General features: G+C 64.1%; 19 protein-coding genes. 8 read left to right on the plus strand and 11 right to left on the minus strand.

Translation table 11 applies throughout. From position 1 onward, the window contains the following. The first annotated feature begins 263 nt into the window (after positions 1–263). Both VSR72_RS36570 and VSR72_RS36575 read left to right on the plus strand, forming a co-directional pair. The gene (locus VSR72_RS36570) at positions 264–737 is read left to right on the plus strand and encodes a hypothetical protein (RefSeq protein ID WP_342957105.1); all 474 of its coding nucleotides are present in this window, start codon (positions 264–266) and stop codon (positions 735–737) included. Positions 738–778: 41 nt separating this feature from the next. Beyond that, positions 779–1,036, plus strand: a complete 258-nt coding sequence (locus VSR72_RS36575; RefSeq protein ID WP_342957106.1) for a hypothetical protein — start codon at positions 779–781, stop codon at positions 1,034–1,036. Between the two features lie 278 nt (positions 1,037–1,314). Here VSR72_RS36575 and VSR72_RS36580 read toward each other — a convergent pair whose 3' ends face one another. After that, positions 1,315–3,843 carry a penicillin-binding protein 1A gene (locus VSR72_RS36580; RefSeq protein WP_342957107.1) on the minus strand — a complete coding sequence of 843 codons (2,529 nt, stop codon included), beginning with the start codon at positions 3,841–3,843 and terminating at the stop codon, positions 1,315–1,317. 600 nt (positions 3,844–4,443) lie between these two features. On the opposite strand from VSR72_RS36580, the gene VSR72_RS36585 reads away from it, so the two are divergent. The 4 genes from VSR72_RS36585 to VSR72_RS36600 all read left to right on the plus strand — a co-directional run bounded on the left by VSR72_RS36585 (position 4,444) and on the right by VSR72_RS36600 (position 9,092). Beyond that, a complete protein-coding gene (locus VSR72_RS36585) occupies positions 4,444–5,112 on the plus strand; it encodes a hypothetical protein (protein WP_342957108.1) in 669 nt (222 codons plus the stop codon). A 407-nt stretch (positions 5,113–5,519) separates the two neighbouring features. Beyond that, positions 5,520–6,200 carry a PspA/IM30 family protein gene (locus VSR72_RS36590; RefSeq protein WP_042265728.1) on the plus strand — a complete coding sequence of 227 codons (681 nt, stop codon included), beginning with the start codon at positions 5,520–5,522 and terminating at the stop codon, positions 6,198–6,200. A 128-nt stretch (positions 6,201–6,328) separates the two neighbouring features. After that, positions 6,329–7,492 (plus strand): tetratricopeptide repeat protein, encoded by a 1,164-nt coding sequence (locus tag VSR72_RS36595; RefSeq protein WP_342957109.1) that lies wholly within the window; start codon positions 6,329–6,331, stop codon positions 7,490–7,492. Positions 7,493–7,601: 109 nt separating this feature from the next. After that, entirely contained in the window at positions 7,602–9,092 is a 1,491-nt protein-coding gene (locus tag VSR72_RS36600) for an NAD(P)/FAD-dependent oxidoreductase (protein ID WP_342957110.1), read from the plus strand. A gap of 5 nt (positions 9,093–9,097) precedes the next feature. Here the strand turns inward: VSR72_RS36600 and VSR72_RS36605 are convergent, their stop codons facing one another. Continuing rightward, entirely contained in the window at positions 9,098–9,868 is a 771-nt protein-coding gene (locus VSR72_RS36605) for a class I SAM-dependent methyltransferase (protein WP_342957111.1), read from the minus strand. 18 nt (positions 9,869–9,886) lie between these two features. After that, complete coding sequence (locus tag VSR72_RS36610; protein ID WP_342957173.1) at positions 9,887–10,018, minus strand: hypothetical protein; 132 nt, start codon at positions 10,016–10,018, stop codon at positions 9,887–9,889. Positions 10,019–10,239: 221 nt separating this feature from the next. Here VSR72_RS36610 and VSR72_RS36615 point away from each other — a divergent pair, with 221 nt between their 5' ends. Continuing rightward, the gene (locus VSR72_RS36615; protein WP_342957112.1) at positions 10,240–11,661 is read left to right on the plus strand and encodes a methyl-accepting chemotaxis protein; all 1,422 of its coding nucleotides are present in this window, start codon (positions 10,240–10,242) and stop codon (positions 11,659–11,661) included. Positions 11,662–11,744: 83 nt separating this feature from the next. On the opposite strand, the gene VSR72_RS36620 is transcribed toward VSR72_RS36615, so the two are convergent. The 4 genes from VSR72_RS36620 to VSR72_RS36635 all read right to left on the minus strand — a co-directional run bounded on the left by VSR72_RS36620 (position 11,745) and on the right by VSR72_RS36635 (position 15,876). After that, the gene (locus tag VSR72_RS36620) at positions 11,745–12,563 is read right to left on the minus strand and encodes an ABC transporter permease subunit (protein WP_342957113.1); all 819 of its coding nucleotides are present in this window, start codon (positions 12,561–12,563) and stop codon (positions 11,745–11,747) included. Next, positions 12,560–13,495 (minus strand): ABC transporter permease subunit, encoded by a 936-nt coding sequence (locus tag VSR72_RS36625; RefSeq protein WP_342957114.1) that lies wholly within the window; start codon positions 13,493–13,495, stop codon positions 12,560–12,562. Before VSR72_RS36625 ends, VSR72_RS36620 begins: the two co-directional genes overlap by 4 nt. Further along, positions 13,492–14,655 (minus strand): polyamine ABC transporter ATP-binding protein, encoded by a 1,164-nt coding sequence (gene potA, locus VSR72_RS36630; protein WP_342957168.1) that lies wholly within the window; start codon positions 14,653–14,655, stop codon positions 13,492–13,494. Before potA ends, VSR72_RS36625 begins: the two co-directional genes overlap by 4 nt. 120 nt (positions 14,656–14,775) lie before the next feature. After that, entirely contained in the window at positions 14,776–15,876 is a 1,101-nt protein-coding gene (locus VSR72_RS36635) for a polyamine ABC transporter substrate-binding protein (RefSeq protein WP_342957115.1), read from the minus strand. Between the two features lie 459 nt (positions 15,877–16,335). On the opposite strand from VSR72_RS36635, the gene VSR72_RS36640 reads away from it, so the two are divergent. Then, the gene (locus VSR72_RS36640) at positions 16,336–16,539 is read left to right on the plus strand and encodes a DUF1289 domain-containing protein (protein WP_028204006.1); all 204 of its coding nucleotides are present in this window, start codon (positions 16,336–16,338) and stop codon (positions 16,537–16,539) included. A 49-nt stretch (positions 16,540–16,588) separates the two neighbouring features. On the opposite strand, the gene VSR72_RS36645 is transcribed toward VSR72_RS36640, so the two are convergent. The 4 genes from VSR72_RS36645 to VSR72_RS36660 all read right to left on the minus strand — a co-directional run bounded on the left by VSR72_RS36645 (position 16,589) and on the right by VSR72_RS36660 (position 21,912). After that, positions 16,589–17,191 (minus strand): OmpW family outer membrane protein, encoded by a 603-nt coding sequence (locus VSR72_RS36645; protein WP_342957169.1) that lies wholly within the window; start codon positions 17,189–17,191, stop codon positions 16,589–16,591. A 125-nt stretch (positions 17,192–17,316) separates the two neighbouring features. Then, on the minus strand, positions 17,317–18,507 hold the full coding sequence (locus tag VSR72_RS36650; protein WP_342957116.1) for a nitronate monooxygenase family protein: 1,191 nt from the start codon (positions 18,505–18,507) through the stop codon (positions 17,317–17,319). Between the two features lie 165 nt (positions 18,508–18,672). After that, positions 18,673–20,106: an aldehyde dehydrogenase family protein gene (locus tag VSR72_RS36655; RefSeq protein WP_342957117.1), complete on the minus strand. Its 1,434-nt coding sequence runs from the start codon at positions 20,104–20,106 to the stop codon at positions 18,673–18,675. A gap of 213 nt (positions 20,107–20,319) precedes the next feature. After that, on the minus strand, positions 20,320–21,912 hold the full coding sequence (locus VSR72_RS36660; RefSeq protein ID WP_321925502.1) for an ABC-F family ATPase: 1,593 nt from the start codon (positions 21,910–21,912) through the stop codon (positions 20,320–20,322). Positions 21,913–21,984: the final 72 nt, after the last annotated feature.

Genomic DNA, 21,984 nt, shown 5'->3' on the forward strand with positions numbered 1-21,984 from the left:
GCCCCACACCCTTTCGGGCGTGGGGGTCACACTTACCGGCTGCTAAACGGAGGCTGGCGGCCTGAAGATTCTGAACCGGCCCGTAATTTCCATCATGACAGGCGTCAAGGCTTGCGGAGAAACCGGCGCTGCGCTTCTACCCTGTCCTGGAACCGGTCGGCCAGCCCAGGAACTGTCCGAAAAAATCATACCCTGTGATTTTGTGATACTGTATATACATACAGTCTTTTCCTACAAACCATGCGCCTCCCACGGTCCGACAGATGAGTGACGAGATTCCCTACCTGCAACAACTTCACACTGACCTCGCGACGTTGTTGGGCGAGGCGATATGGGCGTTTGCGCTCGTAGAACGGGAAACGTACCGGTACATGAAGAAGCTGTCTAGCGATACGCTCGACATTTTGATGGCAGACCAGAGCATCCCCGTCCGAATTCGCGTCATCAAACATCTGATCGAACGAGCCGAAGGGACCGAGACAATGAAGCAATGTGCATTCAAATGCATCAAGCGTGTTCATACGCTGGCCGAGACACGAAACCACATTGCACACAATCCGTTCAGCACGTGGGTCGATCTTGATGCAGAAGTCTTCGTTAGTGAGATCGAGAAGGTCACCGACAATCGCCAGATCCTCTCCCTCGAGCAACTAGAGGAATTTGCGCGCAACGCCCACACATTGGCATCTGAAATGGCCGATGCGCTGTCGGACCTGAGTTATCGTGACAGCCGTTAGTGGCGCCCCCTTTCCAAGAGCCTCGGGCTCGACCCTAGACCATGCGCCCACCACCCCTGACCGCTGCCGAGCTGGCGGCCATCTACGACGCCGAGCCAACGGCGACCATCTGGCGGCTCATGCACGAAATCCACCGGCTGCGCGCGGTCGTAATCCGCAGCAACCAGATTCGCACGATGATAGGGGCGCGCTACGGCGGGTCGGTGACGGACGCCGTGTGGGCTGCATGGGGGGGCGGAGCTGGACGCGGAGCCGTGCCTGACCGATCCACCAACGCGGAGGCAGCAAGCGAAGGTTGACCGGATACTGGCGCTGCGGGGGAAATAAGAAGGCGGCCAGATTCGTCCAATTGAACACCTTGTCTACGCGGCCACATGTCCCGGTAAGGACGAAGATGTTTGTAGGTCTTGTGCACTGCGGGCAATATTGTCCACAGATTTTGTTGGCAGCCCTGTGGAAAAGCCCTGGAAAGCTCAACCAACTCCTTGGCCCACAAGGAAATTCTGCTCACCAAACAAAACACGGCGCGCCGTTGCCGACGCGCCGTGTTTATCCTGCAGAACTCACCAACCCAGAATCAAGGTTTGTTCGTTTCGAACAGATCCATGATCTGCTTCTTCTCCGTCGTGGTCACGCTCGGCGGCGTCATGCCGCCCGGCCCCATGCTGCCGGTCGCGCCGCTCGCATCGCTCGCAGCACCCGCAGGATTGGCCGAGTCCAGACCGATGCTCGCCACGAAGCCGCTACCCGGCGTCATGTCCGAGAAGTACAGCTCGTCGTTGATCGTCGTGAGGCCCTCGGGCATCGCCGGCTCTTCCTGCGGCACGCCGCGCAGCGCGCGCTGCATGTACTCCACCCAGATCGGCAGCGCGAGTTGCGCGCCGAATTCGCGGCTGCCGAGGCTCTTCGGCTGGTCATAGCCCATCCACGCCACGGCAACCAGCGTGCGCTGATAGCCCGCGAACCAGCCGTCCTTGGCGTCGTTGGTCGTACCGGTCTTGCCCTGCAGGTCGTTGCGATGGAGCACGTTGGTGCCCGCGCCCGTGCCCGCCGTCGCCACCGAGTGCAGCAGGCTGTTCATCACGAACGCGTTGCGCGGCGAGAGCGTTTGCGGCGCATTCTGGCCCGCCACCAGCGGCTGCGCACGCAGGATCGGCTGGCCATGCGCATCATCGACTTCGGCGATCAGATACGGATTGATGCGATAGCCGCCGTTCGCGAACACGCTGTACGCGCCCGCGGACTGCAGCGGCGTGACGAGGCCCGCGCCGAGCGCCATCGGCAGATACGGCGGGGTCTTGTCCGCGTCGAAGCCAAAGCGTTGCGTCACGTAATCCTGCGCGTACTTCGTGCCGATGTACGAGAGGATGCGGATCGACACGAGGTTCTTCGACTTCTGCAGCGCGAGGCGCATCGGCATCGGGCCTTCGGGCTGGTCGTCGTCCTTCGGCTCCCACGCATCGCCGCCCGGCGTGCTCGGCGGGAAGTACAGCGGCGCGTCATTGATGATCGTCGCCGGTCCAAGGCCCTTTTCGAGCGAGGCCGAGTAGATGAACGGCTTGAAGCTCGAACCCGGCTGGCGCCATGCCTGCGTGATGTGGTTGAACTTGTTCTTGTTGAAGTCGAAGCCGCCGATCAGCGCGCGAATCGCGCCGTCCTGCGGCGTGAGCGAGACGAGTGCGCCTTCCACCTGCGGCAGTTGCGTGATCTGCCAGTTGCCCTTCGCGTCCTCCATCAGGCGCACGATGGAGCCGGGACGAATGCGCAGCGCCTGCGAGGCGCGCGGCGAGAGCGCGGCCGCCACGAAGCGCAGGCCCTCGCCCGTCACCGTCACCGAGGTGCCGTCGAGTTGTTGTGCCGTCACCGACTTCGGACCGGCATCGGTCACGACCGCCGAGACGAGGTCGCCGTTGTCCGGGTGGTCGGTGAGCGCGTCTTCGATGGCCTGCTCGCGGTCGTCGCCGTCGGCGGGCAGTTGCACGAAGCCTTCGGGTCCACGATAGCCGTGGCGGCGCTCGTAATCCATCACGCCCTTGCGCACGGCCGCGTAGGCAGCGTCCTGGTCGGCGGAATCGATGGTGGTCGTGACCGTGAGTCCGCGCGTATAGGTCTCGTCCTTGTACTGCGCGTACATCATCTGACGCACCATTTCCGCGACGTATTCGGCGTGCACGTTGTACTCGGTGCCGGCCGTCTTCGTCTGCAGCGGTTCCTTGATCGCTTCGTCGTACTGCGCCTGCGTGATGTAGCCGAGGTCGAGCATGCGCTTGAGGATGTAATCCTGGCGAATCTTTGCGCGGTGCGGATTGACGATCGGGTTATACGCCGACGGCGCCTTCGGCAGACCCGCGAGCATCGCAGCCTGCGCAATCGTGATGTCCTTCAGATCCTTGCCGAAGTACACGCGCGCGGCCGCCGAAAATCCATACGCGCGCTGCCCCAGATAGATCTGGTTCATGTACAGCTCGAGAATCTGGTCCTTCGAGAGCGCGCGCTCGATCTTGTAGGCGAGCAACATCTCGTAGACCTTGCGCGTGTAGGTCTTCTCGCTCGACAGGAAGAAGTTGCGCGCGACCTGCATCGTGATCGTGCTCGCGCCCTGCGAGGCGCCGCCGTGCATCAGGTCGGCCACGCCCGCGCGCAGGATGCCGACGAAGTCCACTCCGCCGTGCTCGTAGAAGCGGTAGTCCTCGATGGCGAGCACCGCCTTCTTCTGGATGTCAGGAATATCCTGGAAGCGCACGAGCTGACGACGCTCTTCGCCGAACTCGCCGATCAGGACGTGATCGGCGGTATAGATGCGCAGCGGCACCTTGGGCTGATAGTTGGTGAGCGCGTCGAGCGATGGCAGTTGCGGCTCCATCACCACGAGCATGTAGCCCACGATCAGCGCACCGACGACGCAGAGCGTGCCGACGAGGCCGACGAACCAGAGCGCGAGCGCGGTGCCGATGGAGCGCCGCTTCGGGCTTCGATCGCGCGGCCCGTCGCCGCCCGAGCCACCGCCCGATTCTGGCCGGCGAGGCGGCTGGCGTCCGTTGTTGAAGGAGGGTTCCCGATCTTCGTTCGGGTACTGCGGTGAAGGCGGTCGTTTGATGATAGGCATGACTGGAATGATGGGCGCGTCTCGCGCGCGCCGGCTGCGCGCAACTCGCGCGCATGGATCTCGACCACGGCGTCATGGCGCCAATGCGGCATACGACGTCGCCGGCTCAATCCCGGCGACGCGGCGCGACCGGCAACGCCCCCGTCCGGCCGCGCGGCGCGCACTACGGCACGCCACACACGAATACACGCCCGTTCAGGCGCCATTCGCGAAATGTAACAGCGCATTCTAAAGAAATCGCGTGCGCCGGGTCGCGCTTTTTTTGTAAGAGTTTCTTGGGAAACGCTTCCTGCCCGATTTTTTGCGGACTCAGGCGGTCGTTTGCGCCAATCGTGGCTTTATGCGCGAAAAGTTTCGTAACGGCCGGGCCAGCCGCGCGACAAGTTACGCGATGAAGGAAATCTGCAGCAGATTCTTCCAGGCAGGGTTGTTCCCATCAGCGCACCTTCCGATTGCGCATCGGCGCACTCGTCTTATGATGAAAGATCTGCTACACGCCCCTGTTCGCGCCCACACAAGCCGGCATTCATTCTTACAAATTGCTGTGGCGCAGGCAGGAAAACCGACGTCATACGAAGCCGACCCAACGGCCCGTCGATCATGAACAAGCCTAGCGAACGCATCGTCGTCTTCGTCACGCCCGCGCAAAAACGCGCGATCTCCGCCACCGCCGACGAACTCGGCATCAGCATCAGCGAACTCATGCGCCGCGCCGTGATCGCGTTCAGCGCCACGAGCGATCAGGTGAAGGCCGCAAGCATTGTCGACCGGCTGAACGCGCCGCGTCAGCCCGACGCTCTCGCCCAGGTGCTGCAAAAGGCGGCGAAGCCGCTGCGCGCAGGCCGTTCGGGCGCGATCCGGCCACCCGCCGGCGTGGGGACGGCCATCGCAGCGAACGATGCGAACCCCGACGCTCGGCAAAAAGACGCGCTCGCAGAAAGCAAAGCGGCTGCAACGGTCAATGACGACGCCACCGATGAGCACGCGCCTCATGCGTCAATCGCCGCCCTGCCCGCCGCGCACACCGACGAACCGGACGTGAGCCATGCCGCGCGAGAAATCGCCCAGGCTGTCGCCCGGCTGAACGCTGAAGCGGCGGCTGCCGCGGAAAGCGCCGCGCTCGATGCAGCCGCTGCGCCATCGTTCGACGCCGAACCGCTGCAGCCGTTAAGCTCGGCGCCCTTCGCCCGCTCACGGCGCGACGCAAACGACCCGCGCGATGAAGCCCACAGCGACGACGGCGCGCCCGAAGGCGGAAAATTCGCCTGACACGGGCCGCATCCGCACCGCCATACACACGCTTCACAGTCGGCTTAACGCCCGCTTACACACAGGCAAACACGCGCTTGGCGGGCTGCGTGCGCGCTATTCCTTTAAGTCCCTTTTAAGACGGGCCGTGGTGTAATATCCGCGATCGATGGCGGGGCCCGCCTGCAGCGGGGCTTCGAGCCGCACAGTCAGGCCTCGTCCCGAGGAACACACGCCTGCAAGAAAACGCATTCACGCTATTGCAATTGCCGCACTCGCCCCGATTTTCGCGGGGCATGCGCGCCAGGCGCAAAGCGGCGTAAGCTGGCAGATGGATCAGCTTTTCGTCAGCCGGCTGGCGCGTGAGTCCAAACCGCATGCACGCACCTCGGCCCACCATGGCCGATCTCAATTCACTGGAGGAATTCATGTCGCTTTTCGACTCCATCTCGCGCACCGTCAAGGGCCTGCTCAACGACGCGGCCGACTCGGTGCAGGACCCGTCGCGCGACGCGCGCCAGATCGTGCGTGAGCTCGACGACAGCATCGCCCGCGCGGAGAACTCGCTCGTCGAGATTCAGGCGCAGGTCGCGACGCAGCAAAGCAAGCGCGACGTGGCCGCCGACAAGGCGAAGAAGTACGAAGACGGCGCGAAGCGCGCACTGCAATCGGGCGACGAGGCACTTGCACGCGAAGCGCTCGGCGCGCAGCAAACCGCCGAAGCCGAACGCGACGCGCTCGCGGGCGAACTCGCAAAGCTCGAACCGTCGGTCGATCAACTGAAGCAGCAGATCGACGACATGCGCCAGCGCCGCAACGACCTGAACGCACGCTCGAACATCCTGCAGGCGAAGCAGCAGATCGCCCAGGCGAAGGATGTCGCGGCCACGGCGCTGGGCGGCATCGGCGGGAAGAATCTCGATGGCGACTTCCAGAAGCTGGAGGAAAAGGTCGCGCTCTCGAACGCGCGCTCGGACGCCCGTCTGAATTCGTCGGACCAGTCGAGCGGCAAGGCGCTCGACGACAAGCTCGCGGCGCTCAACAAGGGGCCGTCGGTCGACGAGCGCCTCGAGGCGCTGAAGAAGCAGATGAACACCCCGGCGCAGTAAAACGCGCCGGCGTGCTGGATGCGGCGCGGCATGGGCCGTGCTGACGGCATAGTCGGCAGGCGCCCGAGGGCGCCGCATCCTCGAATCGAATGCCATGGAGACGGGCGTCAATCCGCCCGGCCTGCAACATGAAAAAGTTTCTTGCCGCTGCCAGCATCGCTGTCGCGTCGCTCGCCTTCACAGGCGGCGTTGCGTTCGCCGTGCCGAGCGTGCAGCAGATCGAATCCGCGATGTCCCAGGGCGACTGGCAGCGCGCCGACTCCGGCCTGACCGAAGTCCTGCAGGCGCATCCGGACAACGCTCGCGCGCACTATCTCTACGCCCAGGTGCTCGACCGCGAAGGCCGTTACAGCGACGCGCTCGCGCAGGTCGAGCAGGCGAAGTCGCTCGATCCGCAAATCCGCTTCACCCAGCCGCAGCGTTTCGCGCAGGTGGAAGCGAAGATCCGTTCCGACGCCTCACGCGCCGGCGCTGTGAAGACGAGCAGCGCGGATAATCCGTTCGCACAGCAGCAAGTCGCTGCACCACAGAAGCGAGGTCCTGGTATGGGCATGTGGATTGGTATCGCCATCTTGCTGGTCGGCATTGTGCTCGTGCTGCGCTGGACGCTGCGCCGCGCGAAGTCCACCGAAGACGCCAAGGCCGGCGACGACCGCCGCGACCAGCTCAAGCGCGCCACCGAGTTGCTCAACGGCGTGCGCTCGCTCAAGCTCGACGTGAAGCTCTCGACCGCGCCCGGCCACGAAGTGCTCGAAAAGGAAGTCGAAGGGCTCGAAGCGCAGTTGCGCACCCTCGTGGAAACACTCTCGAACAGCGCGAATCCGCGGCCGCCGTATGAGATCGAAGATCTCGAACGCCAGTTCGCAAGCCTCAAGGCGCGCGCCGAAGGCCGCCCCGATCCGAATGCGCAGCCTGCCGCGCCGGACTACGGCAGCAACTCCTCCTACGCGCGCGAAGCCGACGCTGCGTTCGGGCGTCAGCCGCAGTATCCGCCTGCGCCGCCGCAGCAACCGCCGCAGGTCATCGTGCAGCAAGGCGGCGGCGGAATGGGCGGCATGGGTGGCCTGCTCACGGGCGTGCTGCTCGGCGAAGCGCTGAACCATGGCCGCGACCGCGTGATCGAGCGCGACGTGTTCGTCGACGAAGATGGCCGCCGCGTTCAGCGCGATGGCAACGGCAATGGCGGCGGCCTCGACTTCGGCCAGGGCTCGAATGACTGGGACGACGGCTCGGGTGGTGGCGGTGTCGATATGGGCAGCAACGACAGCTCGGACGACTGGAACAACTCCTGAACGCCTGAGGCTTCCCCAGCGCACGCGCTAAAGCAACAACGGGCTCCTTCACGGAGCCCGTTTTGCATCGGCCCGAAACAACACATCACACGTAACGGCGGACGCATACATGGCAACGAAAGCGCTCGGCAACGGGGGCGCGCTGCGCATCGCCATCATTGGCAGCGGCTTTTCCGGCATCGGCATGGCGATCCGGCTGCGCCGCATGGGCGTGGAATCGTTCACGATCTATGAGGCGGCCGCAAGCCTCGGCGGCACCTGGCGCGACAACGCCTATCCGGGCGCCGCTTGCGATATTCCTTCGCACCTCTACTCGTTTTCGTTCGAGCCGAATCCGGCGTGGACGCGCACCTTCGCGCCGCAGCACGAAATTCTCGACTATCTGCGCCACTGTGCTCACAAGTACGACGTCGAGCGCTTCATCGAATACCGCTCGCGTGTACGCGCAGCGCGCTTCGTTGAAGCGCGTGGCTGCTGGCAGGTGGAGATCGAACGAGACGGTGCGGTCAAGACGATCGAAGCCGATATCGTGATCGCCGCGAACGGCCCGCTCTCGCGTCCGGCGCTGCCACATATCGCGGGTATCGAGCGCTTCGAAGGCAAGCTCTTTCACTCGGCGCGCTGGGACCATGACTATGCGCTCGAAGGCAAGCGCATCGCCGTGATCGGCACGGGGGCAAGCGCGATCCAGTTCGTGCCGCACATCCAGCCGCGCGCGGCGCAGCTCACGGTGTTTCAGCGTACGCCGCCGTGGATCATGCCGCGGCGCGATCGCGCCATCAGCGAGCGCTGGCGCTGGATTTACCGGCACCTGCCCCTCGCGCAACGCGTGGCGCGCGCCGCCATTTACTGGCAACACGAATCGCGTGCGCTCGGCTTCGCGGTGGAGCCGCGCCTGCTCAAGGCGCCGACGAAGTTCGCACTCAGCTATCTCGCGCACAAAGTCAAGGACACCGAACTGCGCACGCGCCTCACGCCCGACTATATGCTGGGCTGCAAGCGCGTGCTGCTCTCGAGCGACTACTACCCTGCCCTCGCGCAGCCTAACGTCGAGCTGGTGACCGACGCGATCCGCGAAGTCGTCGCCGATGGCATCGTCACGGCCGACGGCACGCATCGGCCTTATGACGCGATCGTCTGCGGCACCGGATTTCAGGTCAACGACGTGGACGCGCCCTTTCAGGTGACGGGCCTCGCCGGCCAGGACCTCGGCGAGACGTGGCGGCGCGACGGCCCCGAGGCTTACCTCGGCGCGAGCGTCGCGGGCTTCCCGAACTTCTTCTTCATGGTCGGGCCGAACACGGCGCTCGGGCACAACTCGATGATCTACATGATCGAGTCGCATATCGCCTATATCGCGGCCTGCATCCGAGCGCTGCGGCGCTCGGGCGCCCGCACGATGGACGTTCGCGCCGAAGCGCAGCAAAGGTGGAACGCGCGCCTGCAAGCGCGTTTCGCGCGCACCGTATGGCAGTCGGGCTGCCGCAGCTACTACCTCACGCGGGCGGGCAAGAACACCGCGCTGTGGCCCGGCTTCACCTTCATGTTCCGCCGCAGGACGCGCCGCGTGCGTACCGCCGACTACGCGTTCGAGCGCTAGACATGTCAGGCGCGCTGCGGCCGCCCGGCGTACACGCGCGTTTCGTAGGCGAAGTTCACGGTGCCGTCCTTTTGCGTCGCCTCGAATAGTTCGCGCAGCGCAGCAAGCATCGGCTCGTGGCGTTCATCGCCCGCGCGCGGCGCGTACGACGACGACATCAGCCGTCCGCGCAGGCCATCGAAGTCGAGCAATTGCGCATTCGGGAACACCGTCTGGTGCTCGAAGCCGTCGCCGAACCAGTCGGCCATCGCGGCCGCGTCCGGATAGGTTTCAGCCACGCGCGCGTAGTCGGGGCAAAAACGCTGCAGGAGCGCTTCGTAGCCCGCAAGAAACGCCGAGCCCTCGAGCAGGCGGCTGTTCCAGAACAGCACGATCTTGCCGCGCGGCTTCAGGATGCGCGCGAACTCGCGCTGCGTGTCGGTCTTGTGGAACCAGTGAAACGCCTGCGCGGCGCTCACGAGGTCCACGCTCGCGGCTTCGAGCGTAGTCGCCTCCGCCGTGCCCGCCACGCTGCGATAGCCCTTGTAGCCGCCTAGCAGGTCGTCGGCCGCCGCGCGCATGGCTGCGTTCGGCTCCACGGCCGTAACCGGGTGGCCCGCGTCGAGAAAGAGTTTCGTGGAGAGGCCCGTCCCCGCGCCGATGTCGGCCACGGGCGCGCCCGGCGCGATGCCGCACTCCACGTGCACGAAGGTCGCCACTTCGCGCGGATAGGTCGGCCGGAATTTCACGTAGTCTGCGACCCGGTCGGTGAAACGCCGGGTGGAATCGTCGATCATCGTCTGCCCTTTTGTCGTTCAACCGCCGCCGCCAAGGAGCTTCAACAGCTCCCAGAGGAAGCGCAACACCATCACGATCAGCTCCCAGAGCTGGATCAACTGCTGCCAGAGCGCGAGCGGCGCGCTCCCGCCCATCACTGCTCCGATCATCGCTTCTATCATCTTGCTCCCATCGCGACGCCCCTCCGCTCCCCATCACCGGCTTTCGGAGCGCCCGAGTTCCCGATCATAGCGCCAGGCGCCTCCACTGCGCTCAAGTGCCCGTATTACAGGCCGTTAACAAGTTCAGAAAGCCCGGCGATCGGACCTGCTGACGACCGGGCACGCGGTATCCCCGCAGTAGTCATTCCGCACGGGCAAGGAGACACCCGATGACACCTTTGCGTTTGCTGGGCCTGCGCGGTCGCCGCCGCGCGGGAAAATCCGCCGGCGTCGTGGGCGACATTGCCGCACATGCCGGCAGGCTCGGTATCGAGATCTGCGACGTGGCGGGCCACGTCGACGAGGTCGCCGCGCGCGTGCAGCGTCAGACCGACGTGTGCCACGCCCTGCGCGAGTCGGCGGCCCACACCCTCGCCGGCAATCATCAGATCGCGACTGCGGCGCGCGCCATGCGCGAGCTGAGCACCGGCACCGCCGCTACCGTGCAGCAGTCACAGCAGACCATCGAGGGGTCGCTCGCCGACATTCACGGTCTCGTGGAGAGCGTCACCGTCATCGAGACGCAAATCCGGGCGCTCAAGAGCGCGCTTGCACATGTTTCGAAGGTCTCCGAGGAAATCTCCCTGATCGCGCGGCAAACCCAGCTTCTCGCGCTCAACGCGGCCATCGAGGCGGCGCGCGCGGGCGAGTCGGGCAAGAGCTTCGCCGTGGTCGCGGCGGAGGTGAAGAACCTCTCCGCCAAGACGGCACAGGCCACCGGCCAGATCGAGCAAACGCTCGGGCAGCTCACGCAGCAGACCGAACAGCTCATCGCCGAGGGCACCGCCAACACCGAACGCGCGCATCGCGTGCGCGAGGGCACGCACACCATCGGCGAGGCCGTGCACAGCACCGGCCAGGCGATCATGCAGCTCGACGAGCACGCGGGCCAGATCGCCCAGCTCACGGGGGAGATCGAGACGAAATGCGACGGGCTCGAAAGCCAGGTGGGTGAGATGGTCGCGGGCGTCGAAGATTCGGGCCGCAACTTCGTGCAGGCCAAGGATCAGCTCGGGAAGCTGCTCGAGGTCTCGGAAACGCTCATCGAGCTTACCGCCGCCACGGGCGTGGAGACCGACGACACGCGCTTCATCGAGACCGTGCAACGCAGCGCCGCGCAGGTCAGCAAGCTGTTCGAGGGCGCGCTCGCGCGCGGCGAGATCGGCGAAGCGGATCTGTTCGACAGCGTCTATGCGCCGGTGCCGAACACGAACCCGCAGCAGCATATGACGCGCTTCACGGCCTTCACCGACCGCGTGCTGCCCGCGATCCTCGAGCCGCTGCTCGCGTTCGACGAACGCGTCGCCTTCTGCGTGGCGATCGATCCGCGCGGCTATATTCCGACGCACAATCGCAAGTTCTCGCATCCGCAGGGCGCCGACCCGGTGTGGAACGCCGCGAACTGCCGCAACCATCGCATTTTCAACGACCGCGCGGGCCGCGCCGCCGGCTCGCACACCAAGCCGTTCCTGCTGCAGACCTACCGTCGCGACATGGGCGGCGGCACCTTCGTGATGATGAAAGACGCCTCCGCGCCGATCTTCGTGAACGGGCGCCATTGGGGCGGGTTTCGCATGGGCTATCGGCTGTAGCGCTTAAACGCCCAAAAGCAAACGGCGCGCGGACATGCCTGCCCGCGCGCCGTTTTTGCATGCGCTTCGAAGCGCGGTGGCGCTCAAACCGCCATTGCCATGCGCTTGCGCTCCGCGCGTTGCATGAAGTAGTTGCCGGCGATCACACCCACCGTCACGACCGCGATGAACAGCGTCGCGAGCGCGTTCATCTCCGGATTCAGGCCAAGGCGCACGCGCGAGAACACGACGAGCGGCAACGTGGTCGAACCCGGTCCCGAAAGGAACGCCGAGAGCACCAGATCGTCGATCGAGAGCGTGAACGAGAGCAGCCAGCCCGCAGCAAGCGCCTGCGAGATGAGCGGCAGCGTGATCTGGAAGAACACCCTGAACGGCGTCGCGCCCAGGTCGAGCGCGGCCTCTTCGAGCGACGGGTTCAACTCTCGCACGCGCGACTGCACGATGATGGCGACATACGAAATGCACAGCATGACGTGGCCGATCCAGATCGTGAACACGCCGCGCCCCGCGGGCCAGCCGATCAGCTTGCCCATTTCCACGAACAGCAGCAGCAGGGAAATGCCCTGGATCACCTCGGGAATCACGAGCGGCGCGTTGATCATGCCCGAGAAGAGCGTAAAGCCGCGAAATCGCCCCATGCGCGCAAGCACGAAGCCCGCCCACGTGCCGATGAGCACCGAGGCGAACGCGGTCATCAGCCCGATGCGCAGCGAGAGCCATGCGGCAGTGATGAGTTCATCGTCGGTGATGAGCGCCTGGTACCAGCGTGTGGAAAAGCGCGTCCACACGGTCACGAGTTGCGACTCGTTGAACGAGTAGACGATCAGGCTCAGGATCGGGATATAGAGGAACGCGAAGCCGAGGCCGAGCGCGATGAATTGCAGTACGCGATTCGGTTTCATTTACCGCGGCCCTCCAGTTCCTTCGCCTGGTAGTGCTGGAAAAGCGCCATCGGCACGAGCAGCAGCAGCACCATTGCGCAGGTCACGGCGGAGGCCATCGGCCAGTCGGCGTTGTCGAAGAACTCGTTCCACATGACACGGCCGATCATCAGCGTATTCGCACCGCCAAGCAGCTCAGGAATCACGTACTCGCCCACCGCCGGAATGAACACCAGCAGGCAGCCCGCGATGATCCCGTTCTTCGAGAGCGGCAGCGTGATTTCCACGAACGCGCGCCACGGCTTCGCGCCAAGGTCGTAGGCGGCTTCGAGCAGCGTGAGGTCCATCTTCACGAGGTGCGCGTAGAGCGGCATCACGAGAAACGGCAGATACGAATACACCATGCCGATATAAACGGCCGTGTTCGTGTGATAAAGCTCGATGGGCGAATGAATGATGCCGATCGACATCAGGAAATTGTTCAGCAGTCCGTTGTTCTTCAGAATGCCGATCCACGCGTACACGCGGATCAGGAACGACGTCCAGAACGGCAGCATCACGGCCATCATGAGAATGTTGCGCGAGGCCGGATTCGAGCGCGCGATGTAATACGCCATCGGATAGCCGATGATGAGACACAGCAGCGTCGAAATCGCCGCCACGACCACCGAATTCACGTAGGTCGCGAAGTACAGGCTGTCCTGAAACAGAAACGCGTAGTGCGAAAAATCGAGCGCGATATGCCATACGCCATCGGCGAACGAAGTCAGCTCCGTGTACGGCGGAATGCCGAGCTGCTGGTCGGCGAAGCTGATCTTCACCACCAGGATGAACGGCACGAGGAAGAACAGCAGCAGCCAGATGAACGGGCCGGCCACGACGGCCGTGCGGCCGGTCAGATTGAAGCGCTTCGCCGGCCAGTTCAGGATGTTCCGGAAAGTCGTCGTGCTCATGAGGTCAGCACCACGCCGGCCGAAGCGCTCCAGCGCACATAGACTTCGTCTTCCCACGTGGGCGAGTCGATCTCGGAGAGCGCGAGGCTCGACATGTTGGCGATCACCGTTTTGCCCGAGTCGAGCTTGACGTGATAGAGCGAGTAGCCGCCCATGTAGGCAATGTTCTTGACCACGCCCTTGCCCCAGTTGAACACGCCCTCGGGCGGCTTGCGCGTGAGCGCGATGCGCTCGGGGCGCACCGAGATCGTCACCGGCATGCCCAGCGGCCCGGTGATGCCGTGGTTCACGTAAAGACGCACCGGCAGCTCCGGACACTCGACGAATACGTGATCGGGCTCGTCCTCCACCACGCTGCCGTCGAAGAGATTGGTCGAGCCAATGAACTCCGCCGAGAAGCGGCTGTTCGGGAATTCGTAGACCTGGTTCGGCGTGCCGAGCTGGACGATCTCGCCTTCGCTCATCACGGCGAGGCGCCCGGCCATCGTCATCGCTTCTTCCTGGTCGTGCGTGACCATGATGCAGGTGACGCCGACCTTGTCGAGAATGTTGACGAGTTCGATTTGCGTGCGCTGGCGAATCTGCTTGTCGAGCGCCGACATCGGTTCGTCGAGCAGGAGCAGCTTCGGACGCTTCACGAGCGAGCGCGCGAGCGCCACGCGCTGCTGCTGCCCGCCCGAAAGCTGGTGCGGCTTGCGCTTGGCGAAGCGCGTCATTTGCACGAGTTCGAGCGCGTTGGCCACTCGGTCCTTCAGTTCGCCCTTCTTCACACCTTCCTGGCGCAGCCCGAAGCCCACATTCGACTCGACCGTCATATGCGGAAAGAGCGCGTACGACTGGAACATCATGTTGACCGGCCGGCGATACGGCGGCATCGAGGCGAGGTCTTCGCCGTCGATCAGGATCTTGCCCGACGTCACGGTTTCGAGACCCGCGAGCATGCGCAACAAGGTGGACTTGCCGCAGCCCGAGCTGCCAAGCAGCGCGAACAGTTCGCCCTTCTTTACCGACAGATTGACGCCCTTGACTGCGGTCGTCTCGCCGAACTTCTTGACGACATCGACGATCTGCACGAAGTTGTCCGCGGCCGAATCTGCCGCGGTGAAGCCCGAAGGCAGCGAACCGGCGGATGCCGGCGCGCTCGACTGGTCACTCATGATTCTCTCTGCCCTGCCTGTTTCTGCGTAAATGCTGGACGGGGTTGACGAACAAAGCCCCCGGCATCGTGCCGAGGGCTCGGGGTAAAACGCGAACGGTTTTCAACCGCGGCACCGACCGCGTCAGCGGCCCGACTTGAACTCGGTCCACAGACGCGTCTGCAGGCGCTGGATCTCAGGCGGCAGCGGCTTGAGCAGGAACAGCGTCTTCAGGACTTCGGGCGACGGGTAGACGGCCGGGTCGTTGGCGATGTCCTTGTCCACGTACTTGCGTGCTTCCGCGTTCGCGCTCGGGTAGTAGACAGCGTTCGTGATCGCTGCGTGGACTTGCGGCGTCTCGATGTAGTTGATCCACTCGTGCGCCGCTTCCTTGTGCTGCGCATCCTTCGGGATGGTCATCACGTCAAACCAGATCGGCGCGCCGCCCTTCGGGATGTAGTACTCGATCTTGTAGGGCTTCTTCGCGTCGATGGCGCGGTGCTTGGCGATCACGACGTCGCCCGACCAGCCGTACGCGAAGCAGATGTCGCCGCCCACGAGGTCGTTGATGTAGCCCGACGAGTTGAACTGCGTGATGTACGGACGGATCTTCTTCATCATCGCGAGCGCGGCGCGATAGTCGTCCGGATTCGTCGAGAGAGGGTCCTTGCCGATGTAGTGCAGCGCAGCCGCGAACATCTGGTCCGGCGCGTCGAGCACGGACACGCCGCATGCCTTCAGCTTCGAGATGTTCTCGGGCTTGAAGAGGATGTCCCAGTTGTCGAGCGGCACGTTCTTGCCGAGGATCTGCTGCGCCTTCGTGACGTTGTAGGCGAGACCGGTCGTGCCGTAGGCCCAGGGCACCGCGTACTTGTTGCCCGGATCCGCGCCGGCGACGAGCGCCATCAGCTGCGGATCGAGATACTTGAGGTTGGGGATCTTCGACTTGTCGAGCGGCGCGAAAATGCCGGCGGCGATCTGCTTGCCCGCGTAGTTGCTGGTCGGCACGACGATGTCGTAGCCCGAGTTACCGGCGAGCAGCTTGGCCTGGAGCGTGTCGTCGCTGTCGTAGTTGTCGTACTTGACCTGAACGCCGGTCTGCTTCGTGAAGTTCGGAATCGTGTCCTTGGCGATGTAATCGGACCAGTTGTACACGTTCAGTTGCGTGTCCTTCGCCACCGACGTCATCCACGGCGCCGCGCACAGTGCGAGCACGGCCAGTTGCGCCACAACCCCTTTCTTCATCCCGTTCTCCGATCCTGACCGGCTCTTGCCGGCTGCCTGCCTCGCTTCGTGCCGCGCTTCGTGTCACCTGTGCACGGCTCCCCTGACTTCCCCAAAACCTACCATCAAACCCGCCCGGCAAGAAATAAAACGCGGGCGTGTCGCGCAAACGGAACATGGGCCATGGAAACAAGGCGAGCCGCGCGCGGACGGTAAATCGCGCGCAATTTTAGCCGTTTCACGGGCTGTGTCCACAAAAAACCGCGCGGATGGCGCATGCGCGCGACGGCCTGCTCCCGTCGGGGTGCAGCGCCGCGCCTCACCTTGCTATCGGCTTGCAGTTGCATGGCCGATCCATCGCGCATCGCCCCGGCACGTCCAAGGGCGCGGGCGGCCGCCCGGCTCCGTATCGGTTAACATAGCGGCGTTTCGTACCAAAGCCGGCGCGCGCGACGCCCGGCCACGCCCCAAGGCTCTTCAATGGCATCCAATCTCCACGACCTCCCCGACAGCCCGTGTATCGGCGTCTGCTCGACCCTCTTCGACGACGTCTGCAAAGGCTGCGGGCGCACCGCCGTGGAAGTCTCCAACTGGGTTTTCCTGAGCGACGAGGAAAAGCGCGCCGTGTGGGAACGCATCGAGCGCGAAGGAACCGCCATGCGCTTTCAGAAAGACCGCGCCTGAAGTAAAAAACGCCGGGCAAGCCGGCGTTCGAAAAGCGGTGGCAAGGCGATCAGAACTTCATGCCAACGCCCAGACCCACCACGAGTGGATCGATATGCAGCGTGCCGAGAGGCGTGCCAGCCAGCGACGCGTCGGTGTGCATCCAGATCTTCTTGATATCCGCGTTCACGAAGATGCGCTTCGTCACCTGGAAGTCGATGCCGAACTGCAGCGCCGGACCCCAGCTGTGATTGTCAATCGAAACCGACTGCCCGCCTGCGTGCAGCCCGTTGTTGTAGAACAGCGTGTAGTTGATGCCCGCTCCCACGTACGGCCGCACCTTGCCCGCGTTATTGAAGTGATATTGCAGCAGCAGCGTAGGCGGCAGCACGCCCACTCCGCCGAGTGCACCGATGTTCGACGTCACCTGGTTGCGCGACGTGCCGAGAATCAGCTCGACGCCGATGTTGTTGGTCGCCATGTAGGTGAAGTCGACTTCGGGCACGATGGCGTTGTTCACGTCCGCGCCAATCGCGCCGAGCGTACCGTTGCCGCGCGCTTCCGGCGCGATCTCGATCGCGCGCAAGCGCACCAGCCAGTCCCCCGCGTAAATACCCGAATCGGGCGAGCCGGCTGCGCTGGCCGGCGCTGCGAAAAAGACTGCGCCCAACATGAGCGCAGAGGTTGCTGCAATCTTTTTAATTGCTTTTTGCATCGTAAATCCCCGTGTCTGTCGATATAGCCTGTCAGAGGCCTACAGATTGTCAGAGACGGGGTCCGAAGCAGTTTTGATGCTTATCAAGCCAGTGCGAAGGCTGCGCGCTGTGCGACTGCAGGTCGCGCGGCACCGGTCAGCAGCAACTCCAGCAGGTCGCGGACACTGCGGATCGCATTGCCGAACGGCAACGCTTCGCGGCCGCGGAAGAACAAGCCGTTCGCGACGTCGCCACGCAACGCCGCAGCAAGGCGCGTGTCGATGCAGAAGTGGCCGAACTTTTCGATACCATCGCGCAGCCCACAGGCCGAAAGGCATTCGAGCCCGGTTGGGCAGGCAAGCTTGAGCGAGCCGATCTTGGTGCGGATACGCGATTCGTTGCGCAGGTAACGTTCGAGCCACGGCGTTTTCACCGCGCGTGCCGGCAGGCCCGTCACGCTCACGAACTCGACGATGTCTTCGGGCTTCGCTTCGGCGAGCACGCGCTTGAAGTCGGGGTGGGCGTCGCCCTCCTCGGTCACTGCGAACGGCGTACCGACCTGCACACCGTTCGCACCTGCTTCGAGCCATTTGCGCACGGCCTCGTGGCTATTGACGCCGCCCGCCACGACGAGCGGCACGTCTTGCCGCGTAATGCCGAGCGTGGCGTAGACGCCTTCGAGTTCCTCGAAGATCCGCGTGAATGCGAAGCGCTCGTTGCCCATATCGGCGATGTCGGTCACGCCGAGGTGGCCGCCCGCGTAGGCAGGATGCTCGATCACGATGGCGTCGGGCAGGCGGCCCTTCTTCATCCACTTTTTGAGCACGAGCGCGACGCCACGCGCGTCGGACAGGATCGGTACGAGCGCGATATCCACGCCCGCCGTGAGGTCGGGCAGATCGAGCGGCAAGCCCGCGCCCATGACGATGGCGTCGGCGCCATGCTCACAGGCGGCGCGCACATAGTCGGCATGGGCGTTCACCGCCTTCATGACGTTCACGGCGATCATGCCGTTGCCGCCTGCAAGCTTGCGTGCCGCCGCGATCTCGCGGCCCAGCGCGATGAGGTTCGCGCGAGCGAGCGTTTCGTGCTGCGGGTCCGCGCGGCACATGTCCATGAGATCGCTGTGATGATGGCGCAGGTCGATGCTCGCGATCGTGCCGAGCGCGCCTTCACGCGCGACGCTGCCAGCGAGCCGGTGTGCCGAGATGCCGACACCCATGCCGCCCTGCACGACGGGCAGGAGTTGACGACCGCGAATCTGGAGCGGAGCGAAGGAGTGTCCAGGAAACATGTTGTGCTCTGTCGATGACAAAGCGCTTATGGTCGCGCGTACCCCACATATGACATTGACGTGCATCAAACAAAAACGCGGACATCTGTAAAGAAGTCCGCGTTTATGATTTGCATCAACACGTCGCATTAAAAGATTTGCGATAGCGCGCGACGAGATGCCTCATCAGCCCTTCGGCACCTTGAATTGCATCGACTTGTATTCCAGGTACTCCTCGAGGCCGTACGCGCCGTTCTCACGGCCGTGTCCCGACTGCTTGAAGCCGCCGAAAGGCGCGGCCATGTTCCAGGCGCCGCCGTTGATGTCGATCTGCCCCGTGCGGATGCGGCGCGCCACGCGCATCGCGCGCTCGTCGCTGCCGGCCCAGACTGCGCCGCCGAGGCCGTAAAGCGAGTCGTTGGCGATCGCCACGGCATCGTCTTCGTCCTTCGCCGTGAGGATAGTGAGCACCGGGCCGAAGATTTCTTCCTGTGCGATAGCCGCGTCGCGCGGCACGCGTCCAAACACGGTCGGCTTCACGAAGAAGCCCTGCGTCACGCCTTCCGGCATGCCAGGGCCGCCCGTCACAAGCTCGGCGCCGTCTGCCATGCCGCGCTCGATGTAGTGCAGCACGCGCTCCTGCTGCACCTTCGAGGCGAGCGGGCCGAGCTTCGCCTTTTCGTCGCGCGGATCGCCCACCTTGAACGCCTCGGCGGCCTGCTTCGCGAGATCGCGAGCCTCTTCGTAGCGCGACTCCGGCACGATCATGCGCGTGTGCGCCGAGCAGGTCTGCCCCGAGTTCAGGAAGCACGCGCCCACCGTGCCCTTCACGGCGGCCGCGAAGTCGGCGTCGTCGAGCACGACGGAGGCCGACTTGCCGCCCAGCTCCAGTGCGACGCGCTTGACCGTGGCCGACGCGACTTCCGACACGCGCTTGCCCGCGCGCGTCGAGCCGGTAAACGACACCATGTCGACGTCCGCATGGCGCGCGAGCACCTCGCCCACCACCGGGCCATAGCCTGTCACGAGGTTGAATACGCCCGCGGGCAGGCCCGCTTCGTGGATCGCCTCGGCGAGCACGAATGCGTTGAGCGGTGCGACCTCGGAAGGCTTGAGCACGACGGTGCAGCCCGCGGCGAGCGCGGCGGCAACCTTGAGCGTGATCTGGTTGAGCGGATAGTTCCACGGCGTGATGGCCGCGACGACGCCCACCGGCTCGCGGACGACGAGAGAGTTACCCACGCGTTCTTCGTACTGGAACTCGCTCGCGAGTTGCGCATAGGCGCCCCAGTTGTAGACCGGGCCGCCCACCTGGATGGCGCGCGCCAGCTTGAGCGGCATGCCCACTTCACCTGCGATCAGTTGCGCGAGTTCGTCGGTGCGGGCTTTGAGGTTGTCGGCAATTTTCTGCAGAAACGCCCCGCGCTCGGCGGCGGGCGTCGCGGCCCAGCCGTCGAAGGCGGCGCGCGCGGCGGCAACGGCGGCTTCGGCGTCCGCTTCGATGCCCTCAGGGATGCGGCCCATCACCGCCTCGGTGCCCGAGTCGATCACGTCGATCGTGCCCTTGCCATGCGGGGCGACCCATTGGCCGTTGATGTAGAACTGCGTGTAGTTGTTCATGGGCGGTGCTCCTTGTCTCCGTGTGTTTGTTCACGCGCATTCGCGGCTGAGCCGCGGCGATTCCGCATTCTAGCGTGGTTGACGCAAACGGAAAGCTCGGGGGCACAAGGCTGCAAGCGAGCACAATTCGGCACCCAGAAGACAAAACGGGCGACGCTCGCGCGCCGCCCGTTTTCATTTCAAGCTTTGACCGCCTCGATCAGCGATCGGACCTCATTGCAGGCCCTGGCTCACGAGGAAGTCCTCGTAGTTGCCGCTGTAGTCCTTGACCGTGCCATCGGTTTTCACCTCGATGATGCGGTTGGCAAGACCGTTCACGAACTCGCGGTCGTGCGACACGAAAACGAGCGTGCCTTCGAACTTCTCGAGCGCGATCTGCAGCGACTCGATCGATTCCATGTCCATGTGGTTCGTGGGCTCGTCCATGAGCAGCACGTTGTGGCGGCCGAGCATCAGCTTGCCCCAGATCATGCGGCCCTTCTCACCGCCCGACAGCACCTTCACCGACTTCCTGATGTCGTCGGCGTTGAACAACAGGCGGCCCAGCGTGCCGCGCACCGACTGCTCGTCGTCGCCTTCCTGACGGTACTGGTCGATCCAGTCCATCAGCGTGACGTCGGCCGGGAACTCTTCGTACGTGTCCTGCGGCATGTAGCCCACGTTCGCGTTTTCGGCCCACTTCACCGAGCCGTTATCGACGGCCAGGTTGCCGAGCAGCGAGCGCAGCAGCGTGGTCTTGCCCGCGCCGTTCTCGCCGATGATCGCGATACGCTCGCCCGGCTGCACGCTGATGCTGAGCTTGTTGAAGATGCGGCGCTCGTACGTCTTCGTGATCTCTTCCGCGACCACGACGATGTTGTGCAGCTTCTTCTCGAACTCGAAGCGGATGAACGGGTTCTGGCGCGACGAAGGCTTGAAGTCCTCGATCTTGATCTTGTCGATCATCTTCAGACGGCTGGTTGCCTGACGCGCCTTCGACTTGTTCGCCGAGAAGCGGCGCACGAAGTCCTGGAGATCGGCCACACGTTCCTTGGCCTTCTGGTTGGCCGCTTGCTGACGCTCGCGCGCCTGCGTCGACGCCAGCATGTAGTCGTCGTAGTTGCCCGGCCAGACCTTCAGCGTGCCGTAGTCCATGTCCGCCATGTGCGTGCAGACCTGGTTCAGGAAGTGTCGATCGTGGGAGATGATGATCATCGTCGAGTTGTACTCGTTGAGCACATCTTCCAGCCAGCGGATCGAGTTGATGTCGAGGTTGTTGGTCGGTTCGTCGAGCAGCAGGACATCAGGCTTCGAGAACAGCGCCTGCGCGAGCAGCACACGCAGCTTCCAGCCCGGCGCCACGCCGCTCATCGGGCCGCTGTGGAATTCCGTGCCGATGCCGATGCCCAGCAGCAGCTCGCCGGCGCGCGCTTCGGCCGTGTAGCCGTCGTACTCGGCGAACTTCGCTTCGAGTTCGGCGGCGTGCATGTAGTCGTCGTCGGTGGCTTCGGGGTTCGCGTAGATCGCGTCGCGCTCGGTCATCGCGGCCCACATTTCGGTGTGGCCCATCATCACGACGTCGAGGACGCGCACGTCTTCGTAGGCGAACTGATCCTGGCGCAGCTTGCCCAGACGCACGTTCGGCTCGAGGATGACGTTGCCCGAGCTCTGCTCGAGGTCGCCGCCGAGGATCTTCATGAACGTGGACTTGCCGCAACCGTTCGCGCCGATCAGGCCATAGCGGTTGCCTTCGCCGAATTTGACCGAGATGTTCTCGAACAAGGGCTTCGGCCCGAATTGCATGGTGATGTTGGCGGTAGAGAGCACAGCGCGTCCCGGTAAGTAGATCGACGAAAAACCTGTAATTTTAGCAGGTTATGCCACTTCGCGCGCGAGTTC

Origin of the sequence: Paraburkholderia sp. JHI869 (assembly GCF_038900775.1) — a bacterium.
GTDB lineage: Bacteria > Pseudomonadota > Gammaproteobacteria > Burkholderiales > Burkholderiaceae > Paraburkholderia.